Annotated in this window: 18 protein-coding genes; 13 read left to right on the top strand and 5 right to left on the bottom strand. The window is 64.9% G+C overall.

The features are described from left to right. The first annotated feature begins 6 nt into the window (after positions 1-6). Together dapC and ACQ4OD_RS07455 are read left to right on the top strand one after the other, a co-directional pair. The gene (dapC, locus tag ACQ4OD_RS07460) at positions 7-1,200 is read left to right on the top strand and encodes a succinyldiaminopimelate transaminase (RefSeq protein WP_430944111.1); all 1,194 of its coding nucleotides are present in this window, start codon (positions 7-9) and stop codon (positions 1,198-1,200) included. A gap of 109 nt (positions 1,201-1,309) precedes the next feature. Next, the gene (locus tag ACQ4OD_RS07455) at positions 1,310-2,056 is read left to right on the top strand and encodes a M12 family metallopeptidase (protein WP_430944110.1); all 747 of its coding nucleotides are present in this window, start codon (positions 1,310-1,312) and stop codon (positions 2,054-2,056) included. On the opposite strand, the gene ACQ4OD_RS07450 is transcribed toward ACQ4OD_RS07455, so the two are convergent. Further along, positions 2,053-3,699, bottom strand: coding sequence for a Na+/H+ antiporter (locus tag ACQ4OD_RS07450; RefSeq protein WP_430944109.1), 1,647 nt, complete (start codon positions 3,697-3,699; stop codon positions 2,053-2,055). The two genes, ACQ4OD_RS07455 and ACQ4OD_RS07450, sit on opposite strands and share 4 nt — an antisense overlap. A gap of 278 nt (positions 3,700-3,977) precedes the next feature. On the opposite strand from ACQ4OD_RS07450, the gene ACQ4OD_RS07445 reads away from it, so the two are divergent. The 4 genes from ACQ4OD_RS07445 (at position 3,978) to ACQ4OD_RS07430 (ending at position 7,094) form a co-directional block, all read left to right on the top strand. Beyond that, the gene (locus ACQ4OD_RS07445; protein WP_046854389.1) at positions 3,978-4,325 is read left to right on the top strand and encodes an ArsC family reductase; all 348 of its coding nucleotides are present in this window, start codon (positions 3,978-3,980) and stop codon (positions 4,323-4,325) included. Between the two features lie 41 nt (positions 4,326-4,366). Beyond that, entirely contained in the window at positions 4,367-5,401 is a 1,035-nt protein-coding gene (gene dapD, locus ACQ4OD_RS07440) for a 2,3,4,5-tetrahydropyridine-2,6-dicarboxylate N-succinyltransferase (RefSeq protein WP_046854388.1), read from the top strand. Positions 5,402-5,481: 80 nt separating this feature from the next. Beyond that, the gene (locus tag ACQ4OD_RS07435; protein WP_430944108.1) at positions 5,482-6,687 is read left to right on the top strand and encodes a cysteine desulfurase; all 1,206 of its coding nucleotides are present in this window, start codon (positions 5,482-5,484) and stop codon (positions 6,685-6,687) included. Further along, on the top strand, positions 6,684-7,094 hold the full coding sequence (locus tag ACQ4OD_RS07430) for a SufE family protein (RefSeq protein WP_198755161.1): 411 nt from the start codon (positions 6,684-6,686) through the stop codon (positions 7,092-7,094). The genes ACQ4OD_RS07435 and ACQ4OD_RS07430 overlap by 4 nt, the downstream gene beginning before the upstream one ends. 19 nt (positions 7,095-7,113) lie before the next feature. On the opposite strand, the gene tcdA is transcribed toward ACQ4OD_RS07430, so the two are convergent. Further along, entirely contained in the window at positions 7,114-7,923 is an 810-nt protein-coding gene (gene tcdA, locus ACQ4OD_RS07425; RefSeq protein ID WP_198755162.1) for a tRNA cyclic N6-threonylcarbamoyladenosine(37) synthase TcdA, read from the bottom strand. Between the two features lie 288 nt (positions 7,924-8,211). Here tcdA and ACQ4OD_RS07420 point away from each other — a divergent pair, with 288 nt between their 5' ends. From ACQ4OD_RS07420 to ACQ4OD_RS07405, 4 genes are all read left to right on the top strand, one after another. Then, on the top strand, positions 8,212-10,803 hold the full coding sequence (locus ACQ4OD_RS07420; protein WP_430944107.1) for a glycosyltransferase: 2,592 nt from the start codon (positions 8,212-8,214) through the stop codon (positions 10,801-10,803). 114 nt (positions 10,804-10,917) lie between these two features. Then, positions 10,918-12,069, top strand: a complete 1,152-nt coding sequence (dapE, locus tag ACQ4OD_RS07415) for a succinyl-diaminopimelate desuccinylase (RefSeq protein ID WP_139669173.1) — start codon at positions 10,918-10,920, stop codon at positions 12,067-12,069. Beyond that, positions 12,069-12,881 carry a putative RNA methyltransferase gene (locus tag ACQ4OD_RS07410; RefSeq protein ID WP_139669171.1) on the top strand — a complete coding sequence of 271 codons (813 nt, stop codon included), beginning with the start codon at positions 12,069-12,071 and terminating at the stop codon, positions 12,879-12,881. The genes dapE and ACQ4OD_RS07410 overlap by 1 nt, the downstream gene beginning before the upstream one ends. A gap of 17 nt (positions 12,882-12,898) precedes the next feature. Continuing rightward, entirely contained in the window at positions 12,899-13,276 is a 378-nt protein-coding gene (locus tag ACQ4OD_RS07405) for a hypothetical protein (protein WP_102684040.1), read from the top strand. Positions 13,277-13,340: 64 nt separating this feature from the next. Here the strand turns inward: ACQ4OD_RS07405 and ACQ4OD_RS07400 are convergent, their stop codons facing one another. Continuing rightward, positions 13,341-13,550: a cold-shock protein gene (locus ACQ4OD_RS07400; RefSeq protein ID WP_011535295.1), complete on the bottom strand. Its 210-nt coding sequence runs from the start codon at positions 13,548-13,550 to the stop codon at positions 13,341-13,343. A gap of 228 nt (positions 13,551-13,778) precedes the next feature. On the opposite strand from ACQ4OD_RS07400, the gene plsB reads away from it, so the two are divergent. Together plsB and ACQ4OD_RS07390 are read left to right on the top strand one after the other, a co-directional pair. Further along, the gene (gene plsB, locus ACQ4OD_RS07395) at positions 13,779-16,268 is read left to right on the top strand and encodes a glycerol-3-phosphate 1-O-acyltransferase PlsB (RefSeq protein ID WP_430944106.1); all 2,490 of its coding nucleotides are present in this window, start codon (positions 13,779-13,781) and stop codon (positions 16,266-16,268) included. A 64-nt stretch (positions 16,269-16,332) separates the two neighbouring features. Next, positions 16,333-17,019, top strand: a complete 687-nt coding sequence (locus tag ACQ4OD_RS07390) for a DUF4197 domain-containing protein (protein WP_023631317.1) — start codon at positions 16,333-16,335, stop codon at positions 17,017-17,019. A 130-nt stretch (positions 17,020-17,149) separates the two neighbouring features. On the opposite strand, the gene ACQ4OD_RS07385 is transcribed toward ACQ4OD_RS07390, so the two are convergent. Then, on the bottom strand, positions 17,150-20,215 hold the full coding sequence (locus ACQ4OD_RS07385) for an efflux RND transporter permease subunit (RefSeq protein WP_258599995.1): 3,066 nt from the start codon (positions 20,213-20,215) through the stop codon (positions 17,150-17,152). Positions 20,216-20,221: 6 nt separating this feature from the next. Beyond that, positions 20,222-21,322: an efflux RND transporter periplasmic adaptor subunit gene (locus ACQ4OD_RS07380; protein WP_198755165.1), complete on the bottom strand. Its 1,101-nt coding sequence runs from the start codon at positions 21,320-21,322 to the stop codon at positions 20,222-20,224. Positions 21,323-21,494: 172 nt separating this feature from the next. Between ACQ4OD_RS07380 and ACQ4OD_RS07375 the strand changes: the two genes are divergently transcribed. Then, positions 21,495-22,136 carry a TetR/AcrR family transcriptional regulator gene (locus ACQ4OD_RS07375; protein WP_139669163.1) on the top strand — a complete coding sequence of 214 codons (642 nt, stop codon included), beginning with the start codon at positions 21,495-21,497 and terminating at the stop codon, positions 22,134-22,136. Positions 22,137-22,253: the final 117 nt, after the last annotated feature.

Raw genomic sequence — 22,253 nt, 5'->3', positions numbered from 1 at the left:
GCGCCGATGAACCACGCCCTGACCCAGCTCCAGCCCTACCCGTTCGAGAAACTGCGCGCCCTGCTGGGCACCGTGAAACCGGCAGCCGACAAGCGCGCCATCGCCTTGTCGATCGGTGAGCCGAAACATGAATCGCCGGCGTTCGTCGCCAGGGCCATGGCCGACAACCTCGACAAGCTGGCGGTCTACCCCAGCACCATCGGCCTCCCGGCCCTGCGCCAGGCCATCGGCCAGTGGTGCGAACGGCGCTTCGGCGTGCCAACGGGCTGGCTGGACGCCGACCGTCATATCCTGCCGGTCAATGGCACCCGCGAAGCACTGTTCGCCTTCACCCAGGCCGTGGTCAACCGCGACGACGACGGCCTGGTGGTCAGCCCCAACCCGTTCTACCAAATCTACGAAGGTGCGGCCCTGCTGGCGGGCGCCACCCCGCACTACCTGCCATGCCTGGAAAGCAACGGCTTCAACCCCGACTTTGACGCCGTGCCGGACGAGACCTGGGAACGCTGCCAGGTCCTGTTCCTGTGCTCCCCGGGCAACCCCACCGGCGCCCTGGTGCCGATGGATACCCTGAAGAAGCTGATCGCCCTCGCCGACAAGCACGACTTCGTGATCGCCGCCGACGAGTGCTACAGCGAGCTGTACTTCGACGAGGACGCGCCGCCACCGGGCCTGCTGAGCGCATGCGCTGCGCTTGGTCGCAGTGACTTCAAGCGCTGCGTGGTGTTCCACAGCCTGTCCAAGCGCTCCAACCTGCCCGGCCTGCGTTCGGGCTTCGTGGCTGGCGACGCCGAGATCATCAAACCATTCCTGCTGTACCGGACCTACCACGGTTGCGCAATGCCGGTGCAAACCCAGCTGGGCAGCATCGCCGCCTGGCAGGACGAGGCCCACGTGCGCGAGAACCGCGACCAGTACCGCGCCAAGTACGACGCGGTGCTCGACATCCTGCAGCCGGTAATGGATGTACAGCGCCCGGATGGCAGCTTCTACCTGTGGGCCAAGGTACCGGGCAGCGACGCAGAATTCACCCGCGACTTGTTCGAGGCAGAGCATGTCACTGTGGTGCCGGGGTCGTACCTGTCCCGCGAGGTGAACGGCATAAACCCAGGCGCCGGCCGCGTGCGCATGGCGCTGGTTGCTCCGCTGGCCGAGTGCATCGAAGCCGCAGAGCGTATTCGCGCATTCCTGAGCCGTTAATGTCATAACGCCCCTCTTCGGAGGGGCGTCGCCCCAGCAATATGCACAGCTCATGGCCTGCCCGCATCCCAGATACTTGCCACCCTCTCCAACCAGACGGTGACAACAAATGGTCGATTCCCTCCTTGCCTCATCCACCTATCGCCTGCGCAAGAAGCTGTACTCAGCCCATGCGCAGCACACACGCCGTAAGCGCTCGATAGGCGTAACCTCGGTATTCTGGTCTGCCGGCCAGACACTCAGGATCTCGTTCCTGAACGGTACCTGCCCCTGGCACAAGCAGGCGATCGTCGCCACTGCGTGCCATTGGCTCAGGTACGCCAACCTGCATTTCAAGCTTGTCAACGATGGTGACAGCCAGGCCGAAATCCGCATTCGTACCGATGTCGCCGAAGACATCAACTACAGCGTCCTGGGCAACCAGTCGCTGAATGAGGCGGACGAGAGCATGGCCATTGGCGCCAAGCTCTCAGACCCGCGCTTCGAAGCAATCGTCCTGCATGAGTTCGGCCATGCGCTGGGCATGGATCACGAGCATCAGCATCCCCACGCCAACATTCCCTGGGACCTCGCGGCACTGCGTCCGCTGTTGAGAGAAATCCTCGCCAAGGAAGTGGACGACCAGGAGGCGCTCGACGATGCGATCGAGGACGAGCTCGCCACCCAGTTTCTTCCGGTGCCTGACGATGGCACCCGATTGCTGCTGCCCTACGACAGGCAGTCAATCATGCATTATCAGGTCAGGCAGACGCACACAGTCGGTAACTGGAAGGCAAGGCGAAACCAGGTAATCAGTGAAAAAGACAAACGCTTCATGCGCCTGGTCTATCCCCACCCCTGTCAGTTGCGCTGCTAACGAACCTGCCCCAGGTTCGCCTCACTCATGTCCAACTCGCCCAGCACCTGGCGCACCACTTCATCGCCCACCCGGTGCTGGCGATGCAACTCATATAGCTCCAAGCGCTGCGCCCGCAGCGCACGGAGCCTCAGGCGGCGCTCCAACTGGTCCATCTGCTCGGCCAGCGCACGGGCCTCGGCGGTGTCGTTGTAGCTGTCCAGTTCATCCCGGTATTCGGCCATCAGCCGCGCTTTCAGCTCGGTGGCCAGGGTGGCCTGGGCGGCGTCCTGGGGCGCATTGGCATCGATCACCTCCTCGGCTTCCAGGGCATGGATAGCCGCTTCGGCGGTGCGCCGCCAGGCCTCCTGCACCTCCTGGTGCAAGCGTTCGTCAGGGCTCTTGGTCACGCCACGCAGCAGGATCGGCAGGGCAATCACCGCGCTGACCAGCGACAGCAGGATCACCCCGGCGGCAATGAAGATCAGCAGGTCGCGCTCGGGGAAGGCTTTGCCCGCCCCCATCAGCAACGGCACCGACATCACGCCCGCCAGGGTCACCGCCCCGCGCACGCCGCCAAAGGTCAGCAGCCAGCAGGAGCGCGCGGTCGGCATCAGCACCAGCGCCGGCTTGCCGCGCCAGCGCCGCACCACGCCGATCGCCCGCCAGATGCTCTGCACCCAGACAAAACGCAGCAGCACCAGCGCGGCGAAGATCGCCACCACGTCCAGGCAGCGCCAGGCCAGGGTCGGCCACACCGTCGCCTCGTCGGTGACCACCGCCTTGATGATGTCCGGCAACTGCAGGCCGAGCAGCAGGAAGATCAGGCCGTTGAAAGCGAACTCCAGCAACGACCAGACACTGCGATTGAGCAGGCGGGTGCTGGTCTGACGCGGCAGCAGGTCGAGCCAGCTCTGCATCATGCCCGCGGCCACCGCCGAGAGGATGCCCGACACGCCCAGGCGCTCGGCCAGCACGTAGGCGGCGAACGGCAGCAGCAGCATGAACACCACGTGGGTGGCCGGATCGTCCCAACCGCGGGTGATCATCCACATGCGCAGGCGCCCCACCAGCCAGCTCAGCGCCACGCCCACCGCCAGGCCGCCAAGGGCGACGAGCACGAAGGTCAGGCTGGCCTCGGTCAGCGAGAACACGCCGGTGATGGCGGCGGCCAGGGCGAACTTGAAGGTTACCAGGCCCGAGGCGTCGTTCATCAATGCCTCGCCCTGGAGCATGTGCATCAGGGGCGTGGGCAGGCGGTCCTGGGTGATGGCCGAGACCGCCACCGCATCGGTGGGCGACAGCACCGCCGCCAGGGCAAAGGCCACCGGCAGGGGAATGCTCGGCAGCAGCCAGTGGATGAAGTACCCGGCGCCGACCACGGTGAACAGCACCAGCCCCACGGCCAGAGCCACCACCGGCCCGCGGATACGCCACAGCTCGCGCTTGGGCATACGCCAGCCATCGGCGAACAGCAACGGCGGCAGGAACAGGAACAGGAACAACTCCGGGTCCAGCGCCACGTGCAGGCCCAGGGTTGGCCAGGCCAGCAAGGCACCGGCACAGATCTGCACCAGCGGCAGCGGCAGCGGCAACACCCGCCCCACCAGTTTCGACACGCTCACCAGCATCAGCAGGATAAGAACGGTATAGGCTGACTGCATGGGCAAGCTTCCTGTGTGATCGGAGAAACGACAGCGAAACATCGCCATTGAAACAATATGTTAGCGAGGACCTTCTATTGTGGACCGCTGCACGTTAGTCGCAACCCACCGGCGAATATGTAACACAATGCTACTTGAGACGATGTGACATACATCCCCCCGTACCTTCGGGCCCGCAGCCGTGGCGCCAACCCCATCGATACCGCATAATCGCTCCCACCCAATCTTCAAGGAGTATCGGGGACGCCAGCCCCCAGCCGGCAGCCCCAGGCATTTCAATGGCTTACACTCTCTACGGCATCAAAGCCTGCGACACCATGAAAAAAGCCCGTACCTGGCTTGAAGAAAAGGCCATTGGCTACGACTTCCACGACTACAAGACCCAGGGCATCGACCGCGACAGCCTGAACCGCTGGTGCGACGAGCATGGCTGGGAAGTCGTGCTGAACCGTGCCGGGACCACCTTCCGCAAGCTCGACGACGCCAGCAAGGCCGACCTCGACCAGGCCAAGGCCGTCGAACTGATGGTCGCCCAACCGTCGATGATCAAGCGCCCGGTGCTCGACCTCGGCGAGCGCACGCTGGTCGGCTTCAAGCCCGACCTGTACGCGGCGGCGCTGGCCTGATCACGCATTACGCTCCATCCCTTTTCGCATGAGGTAATCGCATGTCTCAATCGCTGTTCAGCCTGGCCTTCGGTGTCGGCACCCAGAACCGCCAGGGCGCCTGGCTGGAAGTCTTCTACGCACAGCCTGTGCTCAATCCGTCCGCCGAACTGGTCGCGGCCATCGCGCCGGTTCTCGGTTATGAAGGTGGCAACCAGGCCATCGCCTTCAGCACCGCCCAGGCCGCCCAGCTGGCCGACGCGCTCAAGGGCGTCGACGCCGCCCAGGCCGCCCTGCTGACCCGCCTGGCCGAAAGCCACAAGCCGCTGGTCGCCACCCTGCTGGCCGAAGACGGCGCCCTGGCCTCCACCCCCGAGGCCTACCTCAAGCTGCACCTGCTGTCGCACCGCCTGGTCAAGCCGCACGGTGTGTCGCTGGCCGGCATCTTCCCGCTGCTGCCCAACGTCGCCTGGACCAACCAGGGCGCGGTCGACCTGGCCGAGCTGGCCGAGCGGCAACTGGAAGCGCGCCTGAAAGGTGAACTGCTGGAAGTATTCTCGGTAGACAAGTTCCCGAAGATGACCGACTACGTGGTGCCCGCCGGCGTGCGCATCGCCGACACCGCCCGTGTGCGCCTGGGCGCCTACATCGGCGAAGGCACCACCATCATGCACGAAGGCTTCGTCAACTTTAACGCCGGCACCGAAGGCCCGGGCATGATCGAAGGCCGCGTCTCCGCCGGCGTGTTCGTCGGCAAGGGCTCGGACCTGGGCGGCGGCTGCTCGACCATGGGCACCCTGTCCGGCGGTGGCAACATCGTCATCAAGGTCGGCGAAGGCTGCCTGATCGGCGCCAACGCCGGTATCGGCATCCCGCTGGGCGACCGCAACACCGTCGAAGCCGGCCTGTACATCACCGCCGGTACCAAGGTGAACCTGCTGGACGAGAACAACCAGCTGGTCAAGGTGGTCAAGGCACGCGATCTGGCCGGCCAGACCGACTTGCTGTTCCGCCGCAACTCGCTCAATGGCGCCGTGGAGTGCAAGACCCACAAGTCGGCCATCGAGCTGAACGAGGCATTGCACGCTCACAACTGAGGCTCTGCCTGGGTTTGAGGTGATAAGATCGGGTCTGCTCCTACGGGCAGACCCGATTTTTCATTCCAGGCCCCGCGAACATGTTCCAGCCCTCCCCCTGGCGTACCGACTTCCCGGCCATCGCCGCCCTGCAACGGCAGCACCAGACCTATCTGGACAGCGCCGCCACCGCGCAGAAACCCCAGGCCTTGCTTGATGCCCTGAGCCATTACTACGGGCATGGTGCAGCCAATGTGCACCGCGCCCAGCACCTGCCCGGCGCCTTGGCGACACAGGCCTTCGAGGGCACACGGGACAAGGTCGCCGCCTGGCTCAATGCAGCCGATGCGCGCCAGATCGTCTTCACCCACGGCGCTACCTCTGCATTGAACCTGCTGGCCTATGGCCTGGAACATCGCTTCGAGGCAGGCGACGAAATCGCCGTCAGCGGCCTGGAGCACCACGCCAACCTGCTGCCCTGGCAACAACTGGCGCACCGCCGCAACCTGCGACTGGTGGTCCTCCCGGTCACTGACCAGGGGCATGTCGACCTGGAGCAGGCCCTGCAACTGATCGGCCCGCGCACTCGCCTGCTGGCGATCAGCCAACTGTCCAACGTGCTGGGTACCTGGCAACCGCTGGCGCCTTTGCTGGCACATGCCCGCGCCCAGGGCGCGCTGAGCGTTGTCGATGGCGCCCAAGGCGTGGTTCATGGCCGGCATGACGTGCAGCAACTGGCGTGCGACTTCTATGTGTTCTCCAGCCACAAACTCTATGGTCCGGACGGAGTGGGCGTACTTTACGGCCGCCAGGATGCGCTGGCGTTGCTGCATCACTGGCAATACGGCGGAGAAATGGTGCAGATGGCGGACTACCAGAACGCCAGCTTCCGCCCCGCGCCACTGGGTTTCGAAGCCGGCACCCCGCCGATTGCCGGGGTTATCGGCCTGGGGGCCACCCTGGACTACCTGGCCAGCCTCGACGCCAATGCCGTGGCCGCGCATGAAAGCAGCCTGCACCAGTATCTGGTACGGGGCCTGGCCGATCGCGAGGGGGTTCGCCTGCTCGGCTCACCCGAGGCGGCTTTGGCCAGTTTCGTCATCGATGGCGTGCACAACGCCGATATCGCCCACCTGCTGACCGAACAGGGCATCGCCGTGCGCGCCGGGCACCATTGCGCCATGCCACTGCTCAGGCACCTGGGGCTCGATGGCGCGATCCGCGTTTCGCTGGGGCTGTACTCCGACAGTGACGACCTGCAGCGCTTCTTCGCGGCGCTCGACAAAGGCCTGGAGCTGTTGCGATGAACCTTTCGCCAGAGGCCAGCCAAGCGCTGGAAGCTTTCGAACAGGCGCGTGGCTGGGAACAACGGGCGCGGTTGCTGATGCAGTGGGGCGACCGCCTGGAACCGCTGGGTGACAGCGACAAGACCGAAGCCAACCGGGTGCATGGCTGCGAGAGCCTGGTATGGCTGGTGGCTATGCAGGACGACGGCCAGTGGCGGTTCAAGGCAGGCAGCGATGCGCGGATGCTGCGGGGGTTGCTGGCACTTCTTCTTGTGCGGGTACAAGGCTTGGCCAGCGATCAGTTGGAAGCGATCGACCTGAGCGCCTGGTTTACCCAATTGGGGCTGGAGCGGCAGTTGTCACCGTCGCGCAGCAATGGGCTGCATGCGGTGCTACTGAGGATGGCCGAACTCGCCACCCAGGCCTGAATCACTGCCCCACGATAGCTTAATCAGCCTTGACCCGCTCCGAAGGGCGCCGCGCCCCGGCCACAAGCTTCTCAACGGCCTTGCTCGCCGCCACCATGCCGAAGGTCGCGGTCACCATCATCACCGCGCCGAAACCACCTGCGCAGTCCAGGCGTACGCCTTCACCGACAAAGCTCTTCTGCAGGCACACACTGCCGTCTCCCTTGGGGTAGCGCAGCTGTTCGCTGGAGAACACGCACGGCACGCCATAGTTGCGGCTGGTGTTGCGCGAGAAGTTGTAGTCACGGCGCAAGGTCGAGCGCACCCGTGAAGCCAGCGGGTCGTTGAAGGTCTTGTTAAGGTCGCCGATCTGGATCTGGCTCGGGTCGATCTGCCCGCCGGCGCCACCGGTGGTGACGATGGCGATCTTGCGCCGGCGACACCAGGCGATCAGCGCGGCCTTGGCCATCACGCTGTCGATGCAGTCGATCACGCAGTCCATCTGCTCGGTGATGTACTCGGCCATGGTCTCGCGGGTGACGAAATCGGCCACCGCGTGCACCGTGCAAGCCGGGTTGATCGCCCGCAGACGCTCGGCCATCACCTCGACCTTGAGGCGGCCCACCTGCCCTTCGAGGGCGTGGGCCTGGCGGTTGGTGTTGCTCACGCAGACATCGTCGAGGTCGAACAGGCTGATCTCGCCCACGCCACTGCGCGCCAGGGCCTCGGCTGCCCACGAGCCGACCCCGCCGATACCGACGATGGCCACATGGGCCTGGCGCAGGCGTTGCAGGCCGTCGTCGCCGTAGAGCCGGGCGACGCCGGCGAAGCGTGGATCTTCTGTGCTCATGTGGGTACCTCGAAAAAACCGGCGCGCATTATATGCCAAGGCATGCGCTCCAGGGGGAGCACAGCGCGTGAACACGCCGCAAGGGCGTGGCAGAGCGGCCCGGGGTTGGAACAAAACCTACCGAGCCTGCTTTAATGTCCTATCAAGCAAATATATCTGGACGACAAGCGAGCGGCCTCAGAACTACATTCCTTGTCGATAATCCAACAGATTACCTTCTCCGGCACTTGTAGGACCCACGGCCTGCGACAGCGACCCTCGCTCCCCTCTTCGGAACCTCGAACACCTATGTCATCACGTAAATTCGGTCTCAACCTGGTGGTGGTCCTGGCGATCGCCGCGCTGTTCACCGGGTTCTGGGCCTTGATCAACCGCCCGGTTTCCGCCCCCGCCTGGCCGGAACAGATCTCCGGGTTTTCCTATTCGCCCTTCCGCCTGGGGCAAAGCCCGCAGAAAGGCCAGTACCCCAGTGAGGACGAGATCCGCCAGGACCTCGAGCAACTGAACAAGCTGACCGACAACGTGCGCATCTACACCGTTGAAGGCACCCAGGCCGAGGTACCGCGCCTGGCCGAAGAGCTCGGCCTGCGCGTGACCCTGGGCATCTGGATCAGCAACGACCAGGCGCGCAACGAGCGCGAGATCGAAAAGGCTATCGGCCTGGCCAATACCTCGCGCAGCGTGGTGCGGGTGGTGGTCGGCAACGAAGCGTTGTTTCGCGAGGAAGTCACCGCCGAACAGTTGATCGGATACCTCGACCGGGTGCGCGCCGCGGTGAAGGTGCCGGTGACCACCAGCGAGCAGTGGCACATCTGGAAGGAACATCCGGAACTGGCCAGGCACGTCGACCTGATCGCCGCGCACATCCTGCCCTACTGGGAGTTCGTGCCCATGAAGGACTCGGTGCAGTTCGTCCTCGACCGTGCCCGCGAGCTGCGCAAGCAGTTCCCACGCAAGCCTCTGCTGCTCTCGGAGGTTGGCTGGCCCAGCAATGGCCGTATGCGCGGCGGCGCCGACGCCACCCAGGCCGACCAAGCCATCTACCTGCGTACCCTGGTCAACACCCTCAACCGCCGTGGCTACAACTACTTCGTCATCGAGGCCTACGACCAGCCGTGGAAGGCCAGCGACGAAGGTTCGGTTGGCGCCTACTGGGGTGTGTACAACGCCGAGCGCCAGCAGAAGTTCAACTTCGAGGGGCCGATCGTGGCGATCCCGCAATGGCGCGCCTTGGCCGTGGCCTCGGTGGTGCTGGCGATGATCGCCCTGGCCGTCCTGCTGATCGACGGCTCGGCCCTGCGCCAGCGCGGGCGTACCTTCCTCACCTTCATCACCTTCCTGTGCGGGTCGGTGCTGGTATGGATCGCCTACGACTACAGCCAGCAGTACAGCACCTGGTTCAGCCTCACCGTGGGCGTGCTGCTGGCGCTCGGTGCCCTCGGCGTTTTCATCGTGCTGCTGACCGAGGCCCACGAACTGGCCGAGGCGGTGTGGATCCACAAACGCCGACGCGAATTCCTGCCCGTGCAGGGCGACAGCGCCTATCGCCCCAAAGTCTCGGTGCATGTGCCGTGCTACAACGAGCCGCCGGAGATGGTCAAGCAGACCCTAGACGCCCTCGCCGCGCTGGACTACCCGGATTACGAAGTGCTGGTGATCGACAACAACACCAAGGACCCGGCCGTGTGGGAGCCGCTCAAGGCCCACTGCGAGAAGCTCGGCACGCGCTTCAAGTTCTTCCACGTCGCGCCCCTGGCCGGCTTCAAGGGCGGGGCGCTGAACTACCTGATCCCGCACACCGCCAAGGACGCCGAGGTGATCGCGGTGATCGACTCGGACTACTGCGTCGACCGTAATTGGCTAAAACACATGGTGCCGCACTTCTCCGACCCGAAGATCGCCGTGGTGCAGTCGCCGCAGGACTACCGCGACCAGCACGAGAGCGCCTTCAAGAAGCTGTGCTACAGCGAGTACAAGGGCTTCTTCCATATCGGTATGGTCACCCGCAACGACCGTGACGCGATCATCCAGCACGGCACCATGACCATGACCAGGCGCAGCGTGCTCGAGGAGCTCGGCTGGGCCGAATGGTGCATCTGCGAAGACGCCGAACTGGGCTTGCGAGTGTTCGAAAAAGGCCTGTCGGCGGCCTACGCCCACAACAGCTACGGCAAGGGCCTGATGCCCGACACCTTCATCGACTTCAAGAAGCAGCGCTTCCGCTGGGCCTACGGCGCCATCCAGATCATCAAGCACCACGCCGGCGCCCTGCTGCGCGGCAAGGGCAGCGAGCTGACCCGCGGCCAGCGCTACCACTTCCTGGCCGGCTGGCTGCCATGGATCGCCGATGGCATGAACATCTTCTTCACCGTCGGCGCGCTGCTGTGGTCGGCGGCGATGATCATCGTGCCGCATCGGGTCGATCCGCCGCTGATGATGTTCGCCATCCCGCCGCTGGCGCTGTTCTTCTTCAAGGTCGGCAAGATCCTGTTCCTCTATCGCCGCGCGGTGGGTGTCGACCTGAAGGACGCCTTCGCCGCCGCCCTGGCAGGGCTGGCGCTGTCGCATACCATCGCCAAGGCGGTGCTGTACGGTTTCTTCACCAGCAGCATGCCGTTCTTCCGCACGCCAAAGAATGCTGATAGCCATGGGCTGCTGGTGGCGATTGCCGAGGCCCGCGAAGAGCTGTTCATCATGCTGATGCTGTGGGGCGCGGCGCTAGGGATCTATCTGGTTCAGGGGCTGCCGAGTTCGGACATGCGCTTCTGGGTGGCGATGCTGCTGGTGCAGTCGTTGCCATACCTGGCGGCGTTGGTGATGGCGCTGCTGTCGTCGCTGCCCAAGCCGGCGGACAAGGTCAGCGAAGCACAAGTCGTTTGATGCGGCGTGGGAGCGGCGGTACGCCGCTCCCGCCAAGCACATCGTGTCCGCAAACATCATTTGATATAAGATAACGCCCAGTTTCCTGCCCTGCCTTGCCCCCGGAGTCTTGCAATGACGGCCCCTGCCGAGCTTTCGCCTACCCTGCAACTGGCCTGCGACCTGATCCGCCGCCCGTCGGTCACCCCGGTCGATGCCGACTGCCAGACCCAGATGATGAACCGCCTGGGCGCCGTCGGCTTCCAGCTCGAGCCGATGCGCATCGAAGACGTAGATAACTTCTGGGCCAGCCATGGCTCCCAGGACGGACCTGTGCTGTGCTTCGCCGGCCACACCGACGTGGTGCCCACCGGCCCGGTGCAGCAATGGCAGCATGAGCCGTTCGAAGCGCTGATCGATGCCGACGGCATGCTCTGCGGCCGTGGCGCCGCCGACATGAAGGGCAGCCTGGCGTCGATGGTGGTGGCCAGCGAACGCTTCGTGCACGACTACCCGAACCACCGCGGCAAGGTCGCGTTCCTGATCACCAGCGACGAGGAAGGCCCGGCCCACCATGGCACCAAGGCCGTGGTCGAGCGTCTGAAGGCGCGCAACGAGCGCCTGGACTGGTGCATCGTCGGCGAGCCGTCCAGCACCACCCTGCTCGGTGACGTGGTCAAGAATGGCCGTCGCGGCTCGCTCGGCGCCAAGCTGACCGTGCGCGGCAAGCAGGGCCACGTGGCCTACCCGCACTTGGCGCGCAACCCTATCCACCTGGCCGCGCCGGCCCTGGCGGAACTTGCGGCCGAGCACTGGGACGAAGGCAATGCGTTCTTCCCGCCGACCAGCTTCCAGATTTCCAACCTCAACTCCGGCACTGGCGCCACCAACGTGGTACCGGGCGAGCTGACCGCGCTGTTCAACTTCCGTTTCTCCACCGAATCGACGGTCGAGGGCCTGCAGCAACGCGTCGCGGCGATCCTCGACAAGCACCAGCTGGAATGGAGCATCGATTGGGCGCTGTCGGGCCTGCCGTTCCTCACCGAGCCGGGCGAACTGCTCGATGCGGTGTCGTCGAGCATCAAGGCCGTCACTGGTCGCGAGACCCGCCCATCCACCAGCGGCGGTACCTCCGATGGCCGTTTCATCGCCACCATGGGTACCCAGGTGGTCGAGCTCGGCCCGGTCAACGCCACCATCCACCAGGTGGACGAGCGTATCCTGGCCAGCGACCTCGACCTGCTGACCGAGATCTACTATCAGACCCTGGTACGGTTGCTCGCCTGATGCTCGCCTGCCCTCTCTGCCAGGCGCCCCTGGCGCAGCTCGACAACGGCGTGGCCTGCCCCGCCGGCCACCGCTTCGACCGCGCCCGCCAGGGCTACCTGAACCTGCTGCCGGTGCAACACAAGAACAGCCGCGACCCGGGTGACAACCAGGCCATGGTCGAAGCCCGTCGTGACTTCCTCGACGCCGGGCACTACGCCCCGGTGGCGAGTCGCCTGGCGCAACTGGCTGCCGAGCGCCAGCCGCAGGCCTGGCTGGACATCGGCTGCGGCGAAGGCTACTACACCGCGCAGATTGCCCAGGCGCTGCCTGCGGCCGACGGCTACGCCCTGGACATCTCCCGCGAAGCGGTGAAGCGCGCCTGCCGCCGAGCCCCTGGAGTGACCTGGATGGTGGCCAGCATGGCCCGCGTTCCCATGGCCGATGCCAGCTGTGGCTTCATCGCCAGCGTGTTCAGCCCGCTCGACTGGCAGGAGGCCAGGCGCCTGCTCGCCCCGGGCGGCGGGCTGATGCGGGTCGGCCCGACCAGCGGTCACCTGATGGAGCTGCGCGAGGTGCTCTACGATGAAGTGCGTCCCTACGCCGACGACAAGCACCTTGCCCTGGTCCCTGAAGGCATGACCCACGCCCACAGCGAGGTCCTCGAGTTCCGCCTGAGCCTGGTCGAGGCCAAGGCCCGCGCCGATCTGCTGGCGATGACCCCGCACGGCTGGCGGGCCAGCGCCGAGAAGCGCGCACAAGTGATCGACCAACCCGAACCTTTCGTGGTCACCGTTTCCATGCGTTATGACTATTTCGTGCGCCAAGACTGAGCACACTGGAGCCACCCATGCGTCAACCCGATATCGAGATCTACCTCAAGGACGCCGAGGTCGATCACAAGCAGATCGCCGACTGGCTGACCCAGGCCCTGGGCCCGTGCAGCGAATGGAAGCAGAAAGGCCAGACCTTCAAGTGCACAGCCGGTAACATCCCGGTTACCTGGTTGCCAAAGGCTGTGGGGAAATGGAACAGCCTGTACCTGGAAAGTGACCAGACCCCCTGGGTCGACGACATCGCCTGCGCGCGTGCGGCATTCGCCGCGCTGAACGTCGAAGTGCGTTGCGCGCCAGGTAGCTGGGCGGAAGAAGACGGGGAAGAAGATGCCGATCGCTGGATCCGCATCAGCGCCGACGGTGAAGAGGAAATCACCTGGCGTACCAGCTGAGGCCGTTCGCATCAGGCTGCAAGTTCCACGGACAACTTGCAGCTTGAGCGTGCAGCCGGAAGACTCAGAGCCCGACTACATCCTCTGCCTGCAGGCCTTTCTGGCCCTGCACGAGTGCGTACTCCACCTGCTGTCCCTCGACCAGGGTGCGATGCCCCTCACCGCGGATAGCCCGATAGTGGACGAACACGTCCGCACCACCTTCGCGCTGAATGAAGCCATAACCCTTGGCATCGTTGAACCACTTCACATTCCCAGTCTCACGAGACGACATCTGAACTACTCCGGATTTTTATTTTGAAGATCGCCTTGCTGGCATGGGCTCACCGCCCGTGCCGACGCAGCTTGCGCGAATATCCTGCAAGCGGCAGGCCGAGTATATGACAGGGAACAAAAAAAATTCATGACAGGGTCATTTTTGGCGGAATTTTGCTGAACTTACGCAGATACGGCAGACTAACGTGCTGAAAAGACACTGCAACTTCCACCCAGGGCCCACCCCATGACCCGTTCTCCCCTGCGCCGCCTCATCTTCGGCGCCCTGCGTCGCGTTCTCTACCTGTGGGTGCGCTCCGAAACCATCAACCAGTCCTCGCTGACACTCAAGCTCGACCGCAGCCGACCGGTGTTCTACGCCCTCTCCTCGCCTTCGCTGACCGACCTGGCCGTGGTTGACCACGAATGCACCAAGGCAGGGCTGCCACGCCCGGTGCTGCCGGTGGCCGTCGGCCCCTTGCAGGAGCCCGCGGCGTTCTTCTACCTGACCCCCGACCCCGACTGGCTCGGCCGCCAGGACAAGCGTGGCGCGCCGCCCACCCTCGAACGCCTGGTCGCGGCGATCAGCCAGCACGCCGAGGAAGACGCGCAGATCATTCCGGTCAGCGTGTTCTGGGGCCAGACCCCGGCCAGCGAGTCGAGCCCGTGGAAACTGCTGTTCGCCGACAGCTGGGCGGTCACCGGCCGCCTGCGCCGGCTGCTCAGCGTGCTGATCCTCGGGCGCAAGACCCGGGTGCAGTTCTCCGCGCCAATCCACCTGCGCGAGCTGGTGCAGCACAACAAGGGCCACGAGCGCACCGTGCGCATGGCCCAACGCATGATGCGCGTGCATTTTCGCAACCTGAAGACTGCGGTCATTGGGCCGGACATCTCGCACCGTCGCAACCTGGTCAAAGGGCTGGTGCACGACCCGTTGGTGCGCCAGGCGATCAGCGACGAGGCCGACCGCGAGAAAATCCCCTACGCCAAGGCCGAGGCCAAGGCGCTGCACTATGGCAATGAGATCGCCTCGGACTATACCTACACCGCGATCCGCTTCCTTGAAGTGGTGCTGAGCTGGTTCTGGAACAAGATCTACGACGGCATCAAGGTAAACCACATCGAGCAGGTGCAGGGCATCGCCCCCGGCCACGAAGTGATCTACGTGCCCTGCCACCGCAGCCACATCGACTACCTGCTGCTGTCCTACCTGCTGTTCCGCAACGGCCTGACGCCGCCGCACATCGCTGCCGGCATCAACCTCAACATGCCGGTGATCGGCGGCCTGCTGCGCCGCGGCGGGGCGTTCTTCATGCGCCGCACGTTCAAGGGCAACCCGCTGTACACCGCCGTGTTCAACGAATACCTGCACACCCTGTTCACCAAGGGCTTCCCGGTGGAGTACTTCGTCGAAGGCGGGCGTTCGCGCACCGGGCGCATGCTGCAGCCGCGCACCGGCATGCTGGCAATCACCCTGCGCAGCTTCCTGCGCTCCTCGCGCACGCCGATCGTCTTCGTGCCGGTGTACATCGGCTACGAGCGGGTGCTCGAAGGCCGCACCTACCTGGGCGAGCTGCGCGGCGCCAGCAAGAAGAAGGAATCGATCTTCGACATCTTCAAGGTCATCGGCGCGCTCAAGCAGCGCTTCGGCCAGGTATACGTCAACTTCGGCGAGCCGATCCGCCTGAACAGCTTCCTCGACCAGCAGCAACCCGGCTGGCGCGAACAGGCGCTGGGCCCGCAGTTCCGCCCGGACTGGCTCAACGAAACCACCACCCGCCTGGGCGAAACGGTTGCCCGCCACCTCAACGAGGCTGCGGCAATCAACCCGGTCAACCTGGTGGCGCTGGCCCTGTTGTCGACCAGCCGCCTGGCCCTGGACGAACGAGCCCTGACCCGCGTGCTCGACCTGTACCTGGCCCTGCTGCGCCAGGTGCCCTACTCGCCGCACACCACCCTGCCCGAGGGTGACGGCAAGGCACTTATCGAGCACGTACTGGGCATGGACCTGCTGGCCGAGCAGAAGGATGCGCTGGGTCGCATCCTCTACCTGGACGAAGCCAACGCGGTACTGATGACCTACTACCGCAACAACGTACTGCACATCTTCGCCCTGCCGGGGCTGCTGGCGAGCTTCTTCCTCAGCAGCTCGCGCATGAGCCGCGAACTGCTGGGCCAGTACGTGCGAGCGCTGTATCCGTACCTGCAGGCCGAACTGTTCCTGCGCTGGACGCCCGAGCAACTGGACGAGGTGATCGACCAGTGGCTGGCGGCGCTGGTCGAACAGGGGCTGCTGCGCAAGGAGCAAGACATCTACATGCGCCCCTCGCCCAGCTCGCGGCAGTTCGTGCTGCTGACGCTGCTGGCGCGCACCATCACCCAGACCCTGCAGCGCTTCTACATGGCCACTTCGCTGCTGCTCAACAGCGGCCAGCACACGCTGAGCGCCGAGGAACTGGAGGAGCTGTGCGTGATGATGGCCCAGCGCCTGTCGATCCTGCATGGCTTGAATGCGCCCGAGTTCTTCGACAAGACTCTGTTCCGCCACTTCATCCAGACGCTGGTACGCGAAGGGGTCTTGCGACCCGACAGCACCGGCAAGCTGGGCTACCACGACAAGCTCGCCGAACTGGCCGAAGGCGTGGCCAAGCGCGTGCTGTCGGCGGAGCTGCGCCTGTCGATCCGCCAGGTGGCCTTGCACCGCGATGAAACACCGGAACCTGCCGCGCTTGCCTGACTGGCCCGATCACGGCCTGAACGATACGCTGAACCTGTTCCATTCTGCCCATAAGGAAAGCCCCATGATCCGCTCCTCCCTGCGCTTCACCACCCTGTGCGCCGGCCTGCTGTTGTCGGCCAGCGCCCTGGCCCTGTCGCTTGGCGACCTGTCCCAGAGCGACGCCTCCGGCGGCCTGAAGGACGCCCTCACCCAAGGCGCGCAGATCGCCGTCAAGCAACTGAGCACCCCCGGTGGTTTCAGCAACAACCCGGACGTGCGTATCGAGCTGCCAGGCAACCTCGGCAAAGCGGCCAAGGCCATGAAGATGTTCGGCAAAGGCGACCAGGTCGATGCCCTGGAAACCAGCATGAACAAGGCCGCCGAGGCTGCCGTGCCGCAAGCCCAGGCGATCCTGGTGGACGCGGTGAAGAAGATGACCGTGACCGATGCCAAGGGCATCCTCAGCGGTGGCCAGGATTCGGCCACCCAGTACCTGAACAAGAGCAGCCGTGAGCAGATCCGCGCCAAGTTCCTGCCGATCGTCAAGCAGGCCACCGACAAGGTCGGCCTGGCCCAGCAGTACAACAGCTTTGCCGGGCAGGCCAAGGGCCTTGGCCTGATCAAGGATGACGCCAATATCGAGAACTATGTGACCGAGAAGGCGCTGGACGGCTTGTTCGAGATGATCGGCAAGCAGGAAGAAAGCATTCGCCAGAACCCGGCCGGTGCGGCCACCAGCCTGGCCAAGAAGGTGTTCGGCGCGCTGTGATGTCGAGCTGAAAACCAGTGGGGCTGCTGTGCAGCCCTATCGCTGGCAAGCCAGCTTCCACAGGTACTGCGCAACTCGTGTGGGAGCCGGCTTGCCGGCGATAGGAGGGCAAAGCCCTCCCGCTCGTTCCTCAGTTTTTCTTGACCCTGAACCACGCCGCATACAGCGCCGGCAGGAACAGCAGGGTCAGCACCGTGGCGACGATCAACCCACCCATGATCGCCACCGCCATCGGCCCGTAGAACACACTCCTCGACAACGGAATCATCGCCAGCACCGCCGCCAGCGCGGTCAGCACGATCGGCCGGAAGCGCCGCACCGTGGCCTCGATGATCGCCTGCCAACGCTCCATCCCTGCGGCGATATCCTGTTCGATCTGGTCCACCAGGATCACCGAATTGCGCATGATCATGCCCGCCAGGGCGATGGTCCCGAGCATGGCGACGAAACCGAACGGCTGGCGGAACACCAGCAGGAACAGAGTCACACCAATCAGCCCCAGGGGCGCGGTGAGGAACACCATGAACATCCGCGAGAAACTGCGCAGCTGGATCATCAGCAGGCTCAGCACTACCACGATGAACAGCGGCATGCCGGCGTTCACCGAACGCTGGCCACGCTCGGAGTCTTCCACCGTGCCGCCCACTTCAAGCAGGTAGCCATCAGGCAGCTCGTCCTTGATCTGCGCCAGCGTCGGCTGGATCTGCTTGATCAAGGTCGCCGGCTGTTCCTTGTCGTAGATATCGGCGCGCACGGTGACCGTGGGCAGGCGGTTGCGGTGCCAGATGATGCCTTCCTCGAAGCCGTACTCAAGGGTCGCCACCTGCGACAGGGCCACGCTCTGGCCGTTGTCGGTGGGCACCGCCAGGCTGCCCAGGTTGCCCAGCTCACGGCGCTCCTCTGGCGTACCGCGCAGGAGAATCTCGATCAGCTCGTTGTCTTCGCGGTACTGGCTGACGTTGCTGCCGGTCAGTGAACTCTGCAGGAAGCTCGACAGGTGCGCGGTGCTCACGCCCAGCGCCCGGGCACGGTCCTGGTCGATATCCAGGTACACCGCCTTGCTCGGTTCTTCCCAGTCCAGGTGCACGTTGACCACATGCGGGTTCTCGCGCACCTTAGCCGCCACCTCGCGGGCCAGGGCGCGGACCTTCTCGATGTGCTCGCCGGTGACCCGGAACTGCACCGGATAACCTACGGGCGGGCCGTTTTCCAGGCGCGTCACCCGCGAGCGCAGGTCGGGGAACTGCTGGTCCAGGGTGCCGATCAGCCAGCTGCGCAGGCGTTCACGGTCCTCCAGCGACTTGGCCAGCACCACGAACTGGGCAAAACTCGCCGCAGGCAGTTGCTGGTCCAGCGGCAGGTAGAAACGCGGCGAACCGGTGCCGACATAGGCGACGTAGTTGGCGATACCGTCCTGCTGCTTGAGCAGCGCCTCCAATTGCTTGACCCGCTCGGCGGTGTTGTTCAGCGAAGCGCCTTCGGTCAGCTTCAGATCGACCATCAGCTCCGGCCGCCCGGAAGCCGGGAAGAACTGCTGCGGCACGAAGCGGAACAACAGGATGCTGCCGACGAACGCGGCGATGGTCAGCACGATCACTGTCTTGCGTCGCCGCACGCACCACTCGACCACGCGCCGGACTCGTTGGTAGAACGGTGTTGCATAGGGGTCGGGGGCGTGCCCGTCGGCGCCGTGGCGAGCGGCGTGAAGCTTGGCCAGGTCCGGCAGCAGGCGCTCGCCCAGGTAGGGCACGAACACCACCGCCGCCACCCAGGACGTGAGCAAGGCAATGGTCACCACCTGGAAGATCGAACGGGTGTATTCCCCAGTACTCGAAGCCGCCGTGGCGATCGGCAGGAAGCCCGCTGCGGTGATCAGGGTACCGGTGAGCATCGGGAACGCCGTGCTGGTCCAGGCGTAGCTCGCAGCCTTGAGCCGGTCGTAGCCCTGTTCCATCTTGATTGCCATCATCTCCACCGCGATGATCGCATCGTCGACCAGCAGGCCCAGGGCCAGCACCAGCGCCCCCAGCGAGATCTTGTGCAGGCCAATGCCGAAGTAGTGCATGGCGGCAAAGGTCATGGCCAGCACCAGCGGGATCGCCAGCGCCACCACCAGGCCGGTGCGCAGGCCCAGCGAGAAGAAGCTCACCAGCAGGACGATGGCCAGGGCCTCGACCAGCACCTGCACGAACTCACCGACCCCGGCCTTCACCGCTGCCGGCTGGTCGGACACCTTGCGCAGTTCCATGCCTGCCGGCAGGCTCTGCGCCAGGCGGGCGAACTCGCCTTCCAGGGCCTTGCCAAGCACCAGGATGTCGCCGCCGTCCTTCATCGACACCGCCAGCCCGATGGCGTCCTCGCCCATGAAGCGCATGCGCGGCGCGGGTGGGTCGTTAAAACCGCGCTGCACCTCGGCGACGTCACCGATGCGGAAGGTGCGATCACCAATGCGGATAGGGAACTGGCGAATCTGCTCGACGCTGTCAAAGCGCCCGCTGACCCTCAGTTGCAGGCGCTCGCTCGAGGTTTCGAAGAAACCTGCGGTACTCACCGCGTTCTGTTCGCGCAGCGCCTGCTGCACGGCGGCGAGCGGCACCCCGAGGGTGGCCAGCTTGACGTTGGACAGTTCGATCCAGATCTTCTCGTCCTGCAGGCCGATGAGCTCCACCTTGCCCACGTCCTTGACCCGCTGCAGCTGGATCTGGATACGGTCGGCGTAGTCCTTGAGCACCGCGTAGTCGAAGCCGGCGCCGGTCAGGGCGTAGATATTGCCGAAGGTGGTGCCGAACTCGTCGTTGAAGAATGGCCCCTGCGCTTCGGGGGGCAGGGTGTGCTTGATGTCCGCGACCTTCTTGCGGATCTGGTACCACAGCTCGGGGATATCCTTGGAATGCATCGCGTCACGGGCCATGAACGTGACCTGGGACTCACCGGGCCGTGAGAACGAGACGATCTTCTCGTACTCGCCGGTCTCCATCAGTTTCTTCTCGATACGTTCGGTGACCTGGCGCGACACCTCCTCGGCGGTCGCGCCTGGCCACAGGGTACGGATGACCATGGCCTTGAAGGTGAAGGGTGGATCCTCGCTCTGCCCCAGCTTGGTGTAGGACATGGCGCCTACGGCCGCCAACAGGATCATCAGGAACAGTACGATCTGGCGGTTGCGCAGCGCCCAGGCGGAAAGGTTGAAACCCATCGGGACTTACTCCTTGGCCGCCAGGTTCACTTCACGGTTGCTGCGGTCCACAGGCCGCACCTGTTGCCCCTCGCGCAGCACATGGCCGCCCGCAGCCACCACCCAGTCGCCGGCCTCCAGGCCTTCGAGCACCGGCACGCTGTCCGCGCCATAGGCACCCAGACGCACAGCGGCGCGCTGCAGGCGGTTGTCCTTGCCAACCCGCCAGACATAGGCCTGCCCCGCCTCGGCGGTCACTGCCGACAGCGGGACTGCCAGCGGCGAACGTTCGGCATGATCGATGAACACCCGCGCGCTCTGGCCCAGCTCGGCAGGGGTGGCGTTGGAGATAAAGGCAATGCGCGCGGCAAATGTGCGCGAACGCGGGTCCGCCGCAGGGGAAAGCTCGCGAATCCGGCCTTCGAAAAGCCGGTTCGGGTGCGACCACAGTTCCACGCTGACTGTCTGCCCGACAGCAAAGCGGGCGAACTGTTGCTCCGGCAGGCCTATGACCACTTCGCGCTCACCATCGGCGGCCAGCGTGAACACCGTCTGCCCCGCTGCCACCACCTGGCCCACCTCGACCTGACGCTTGGCGATCACGCCGGCCTGGGGCGCGCGCAACACGGCGTACTCAGCCTGGTTACCGGCCACTTCGTACTCGGCCTTGGCCTGCTTCAGGCGGGCCATGCCAGCGCGGTAAAGGTTCTCGGCATTATCGAACTGGGAATGGCTGACCATCTGCCGATCCAGCAGTTTCTGGTAGCGGTCGCGCTCGGCGCGCACCAGCGCCAGGTTGGCTTCGGCCGCGGCCAGCTGGGCGCGGTTAGCCTCCAGTTGCAGGCGCACGTCCTGCGGGTCTAGTTCGGCCAGCGGCTGCTCGGCCTTGACCCGCTGCCCCTCCTCCACCAGGCGTTTGCTGACCTTGCCTCCGATGCGGAACGCCAGTTCAGGCTCGAAGCGCGCCCGCACCTCGCCCGGGTAACTGTCGGCGGATGCGCCGGCCGGCTGGGGTTGGACCACCAGCGCCGGGCGCGGTGCGGCAGGTGGCGCGGCCTCCTGGCCGCAGGCGGTGAGCAGCAGCACGGCAACGGCCGGCAGGGCGAGGGACAACGCACGACGCAACATGATGAATGACCTTTGGCAGAGGGCGCATCGAATATTTATACTGGCGAGTATATTAAGTCAGCGAATCGAGCCGGGGAAGCAGGCGCTTCAGAGAAAATCGATATTTAGTGGTGCGACGTACGCTGCAGCCGACCGCCCCTGGACCCGGTAAGATGTGCCCCTTTCACAGAGAATGCGGTCCCTCATGTCCAACGACGCACCCATCGGCCCCGGCCGGCCCAAGGACCTTGCCAAGCGCGAGGCCATCCTCGAAGCCGCCAAGCGCCTGTTTCTCAGCCTTGGCTATGCCAACACCAGCATGGATGCGGTCGCTGCGGCGGCAGGTGTTTCAAAACTCACCGTGTATAGCCATTTCACCGACAAGCAGACCCTGTTCGGCGCGGCGGTCATGGCCACCTGCCAGAACCAGTTGCCTGACCTGATGTTCGAATACCCCGAAGGCGCGGCGGTGGAAGACGTGCTGCTGAACATTGCCCGAGGCTTCCAGGCGTTGATCAGCAGTGACGAGGCCGTCCAGCTGAGCCGCCTGATCTTTGCCTTGGGCAGCCAGGACCCGGGGTTTGGCCAGTACTTCTACGCGGCGGGGCCCAAGCGGGTGATGAGCGGGATGGAAGCGCTGCTGCGTTGTGTCGACCAGCGGGGGCTGTTGCGGATCGACAACCCGTGGCAGGCGGCGGAGCATTTCTTCTGCCTGGTGAAGGGGGCGCCGGATTATCGGTTGCTGCTGGGGTGCTCGCCGGCGCTGGAGGGGGATGAGGCTGAGGCGCATGTGCGGGAGGCGGTGGGGGTTTTTATTCGGGCGTTTCGGGGGTAAGGGTTCGGGTTCGGGTTCGGGTTCGGGTTCGGAAGCCATTGTTTTGAATTTTTTATGCTCACTCGTAGGCGATGTCGACATTTCGGCACCTTTCCGCCTTTACGGCGGCCGACTTTT

It is taken from the genome of Pseudomonas sp. WC1, assembly GCF_050586565.1.
GTDB lineage: Bacteria > Pseudomonadota > Gammaproteobacteria > Pseudomonadales > Pseudomonadaceae > Aquipseudomonas.
This window is presented reverse-complemented; position numbering and strand designations above follow the sequence as displayed.

Bases quoted from the DNA above. Each gene is read 5' to 3' on its own strand.
- ACQ4OD_RS07430 (WP_198755161.1), top strand. From the start codon at position 6,684: ATGAACCTTTCGCCAGAGGCCAGCCAAGCGCTGGAAGCTTTCGAACAG.
- ACQ4OD_RS07455 (WP_430944110.1), top strand. From the start codon at position 1,310: ATGGTCGATTCCCTCCTTGCCTCATCCACCTATCGCCTGCGCAAGAAG.
- ACQ4OD_RS07375 (WP_139669163.1), top strand. From the start codon at position 21,495: ATGCGGTCCCTCATGTCCAACGACGCACCCATCGGCCCCGGCCGGCCC.
- ACQ4OD_RS07410 (WP_139669171.1), top strand. From the start codon at position 12,069: ATGCTCGCCTGCCCTCTCTGCCAGGCGCCCCTGGCGCAGCTCGACAAC.
- ACQ4OD_RS07385 (WP_258599995.1), bottom strand. From the start codon at position 20,215: ATGGGTTTCAACCTTTCCGCCTGGGCGCTGCGCAACCGCCAGATCGTA.
- ACQ4OD_RS07450 (WP_430944109.1), bottom strand. From the start codon at position 3,699: ATGCAGTCAGCCTATACCGTTCTTATCCTGCTGATGCTGGTGAGCGTG.
- ACQ4OD_RS07405 (WP_102684040.1), top strand. From the start codon at position 12,899: ATGCGTCAACCCGATATCGAGATCTACCTCAAGGACGCCGAGGTCGAT.
- dapE (WP_139669173.1), top strand. From the start codon at position 10,918: ATGACGGCCCCTGCCGAGCTTTCGCCTACCCTGCAACTGGCCTGCGAC.
- ACQ4OD_RS07420 (WP_430944107.1), top strand. From the start codon at position 8,212: ATGTCATCACGTAAATTCGGTCTCAACCTGGTGGTGGTCCTGGCGATC.
- dapC (WP_430944111.1), top strand. From the start codon at position 7: ATGAACCACGCCCTGACCCAGCTCCAGCCCTACCCGTTCGAGAAACTG.
- ACQ4OD_RS07400 (WP_011535295.1), bottom strand. From the start codon at position 13,550: ATGTCGTCTCGTGAGACTGGGAATGTGAAGTGGTTCAACGATGCCAAG.
- plsB (WP_430944106.1), top strand. From the start codon at position 13,779: ATGACCCGTTCTCCCCTGCGCCGCCTCATCTTCGGCGCCCTGCGTCGC.
- ACQ4OD_RS07380 (WP_198755165.1), bottom strand. From the start codon at position 21,322: ATGTTGCGTCGTGCGTTGTCCCTCGCCCTGCCGGCCGTTGCCGTGCTG.
- dapD (WP_046854388.1), top strand. From the start codon at position 4,367: ATGTCTCAATCGCTGTTCAGCCTGGCCTTCGGTGTCGGCACCCAGAAC.
- tcdA (WP_198755162.1), bottom strand. From the start codon at position 7,923: ATGAGCACAGAAGATCCACGCTTCGCCGGCGTCGCCCGGCTCTACGGC.
- ACQ4OD_RS07445 (WP_046854389.1), top strand. From the start codon at position 3,978: ATGGCTTACACTCTCTACGGCATCAAAGCCTGCGACACCATGAAAAAA.
- ACQ4OD_RS07435 (WP_430944108.1), top strand. From the start codon at position 5,482: ATGTTCCAGCCCTCCCCCTGGCGTACCGACTTCCCGGCCATCGCCGCC.
- ACQ4OD_RS07390 (WP_023631317.1), top strand. From the start codon at position 16,333: ATGATCCGCTCCTCCCTGCGCTTCACCACCCTGTGCGCCGGCCTGCTG.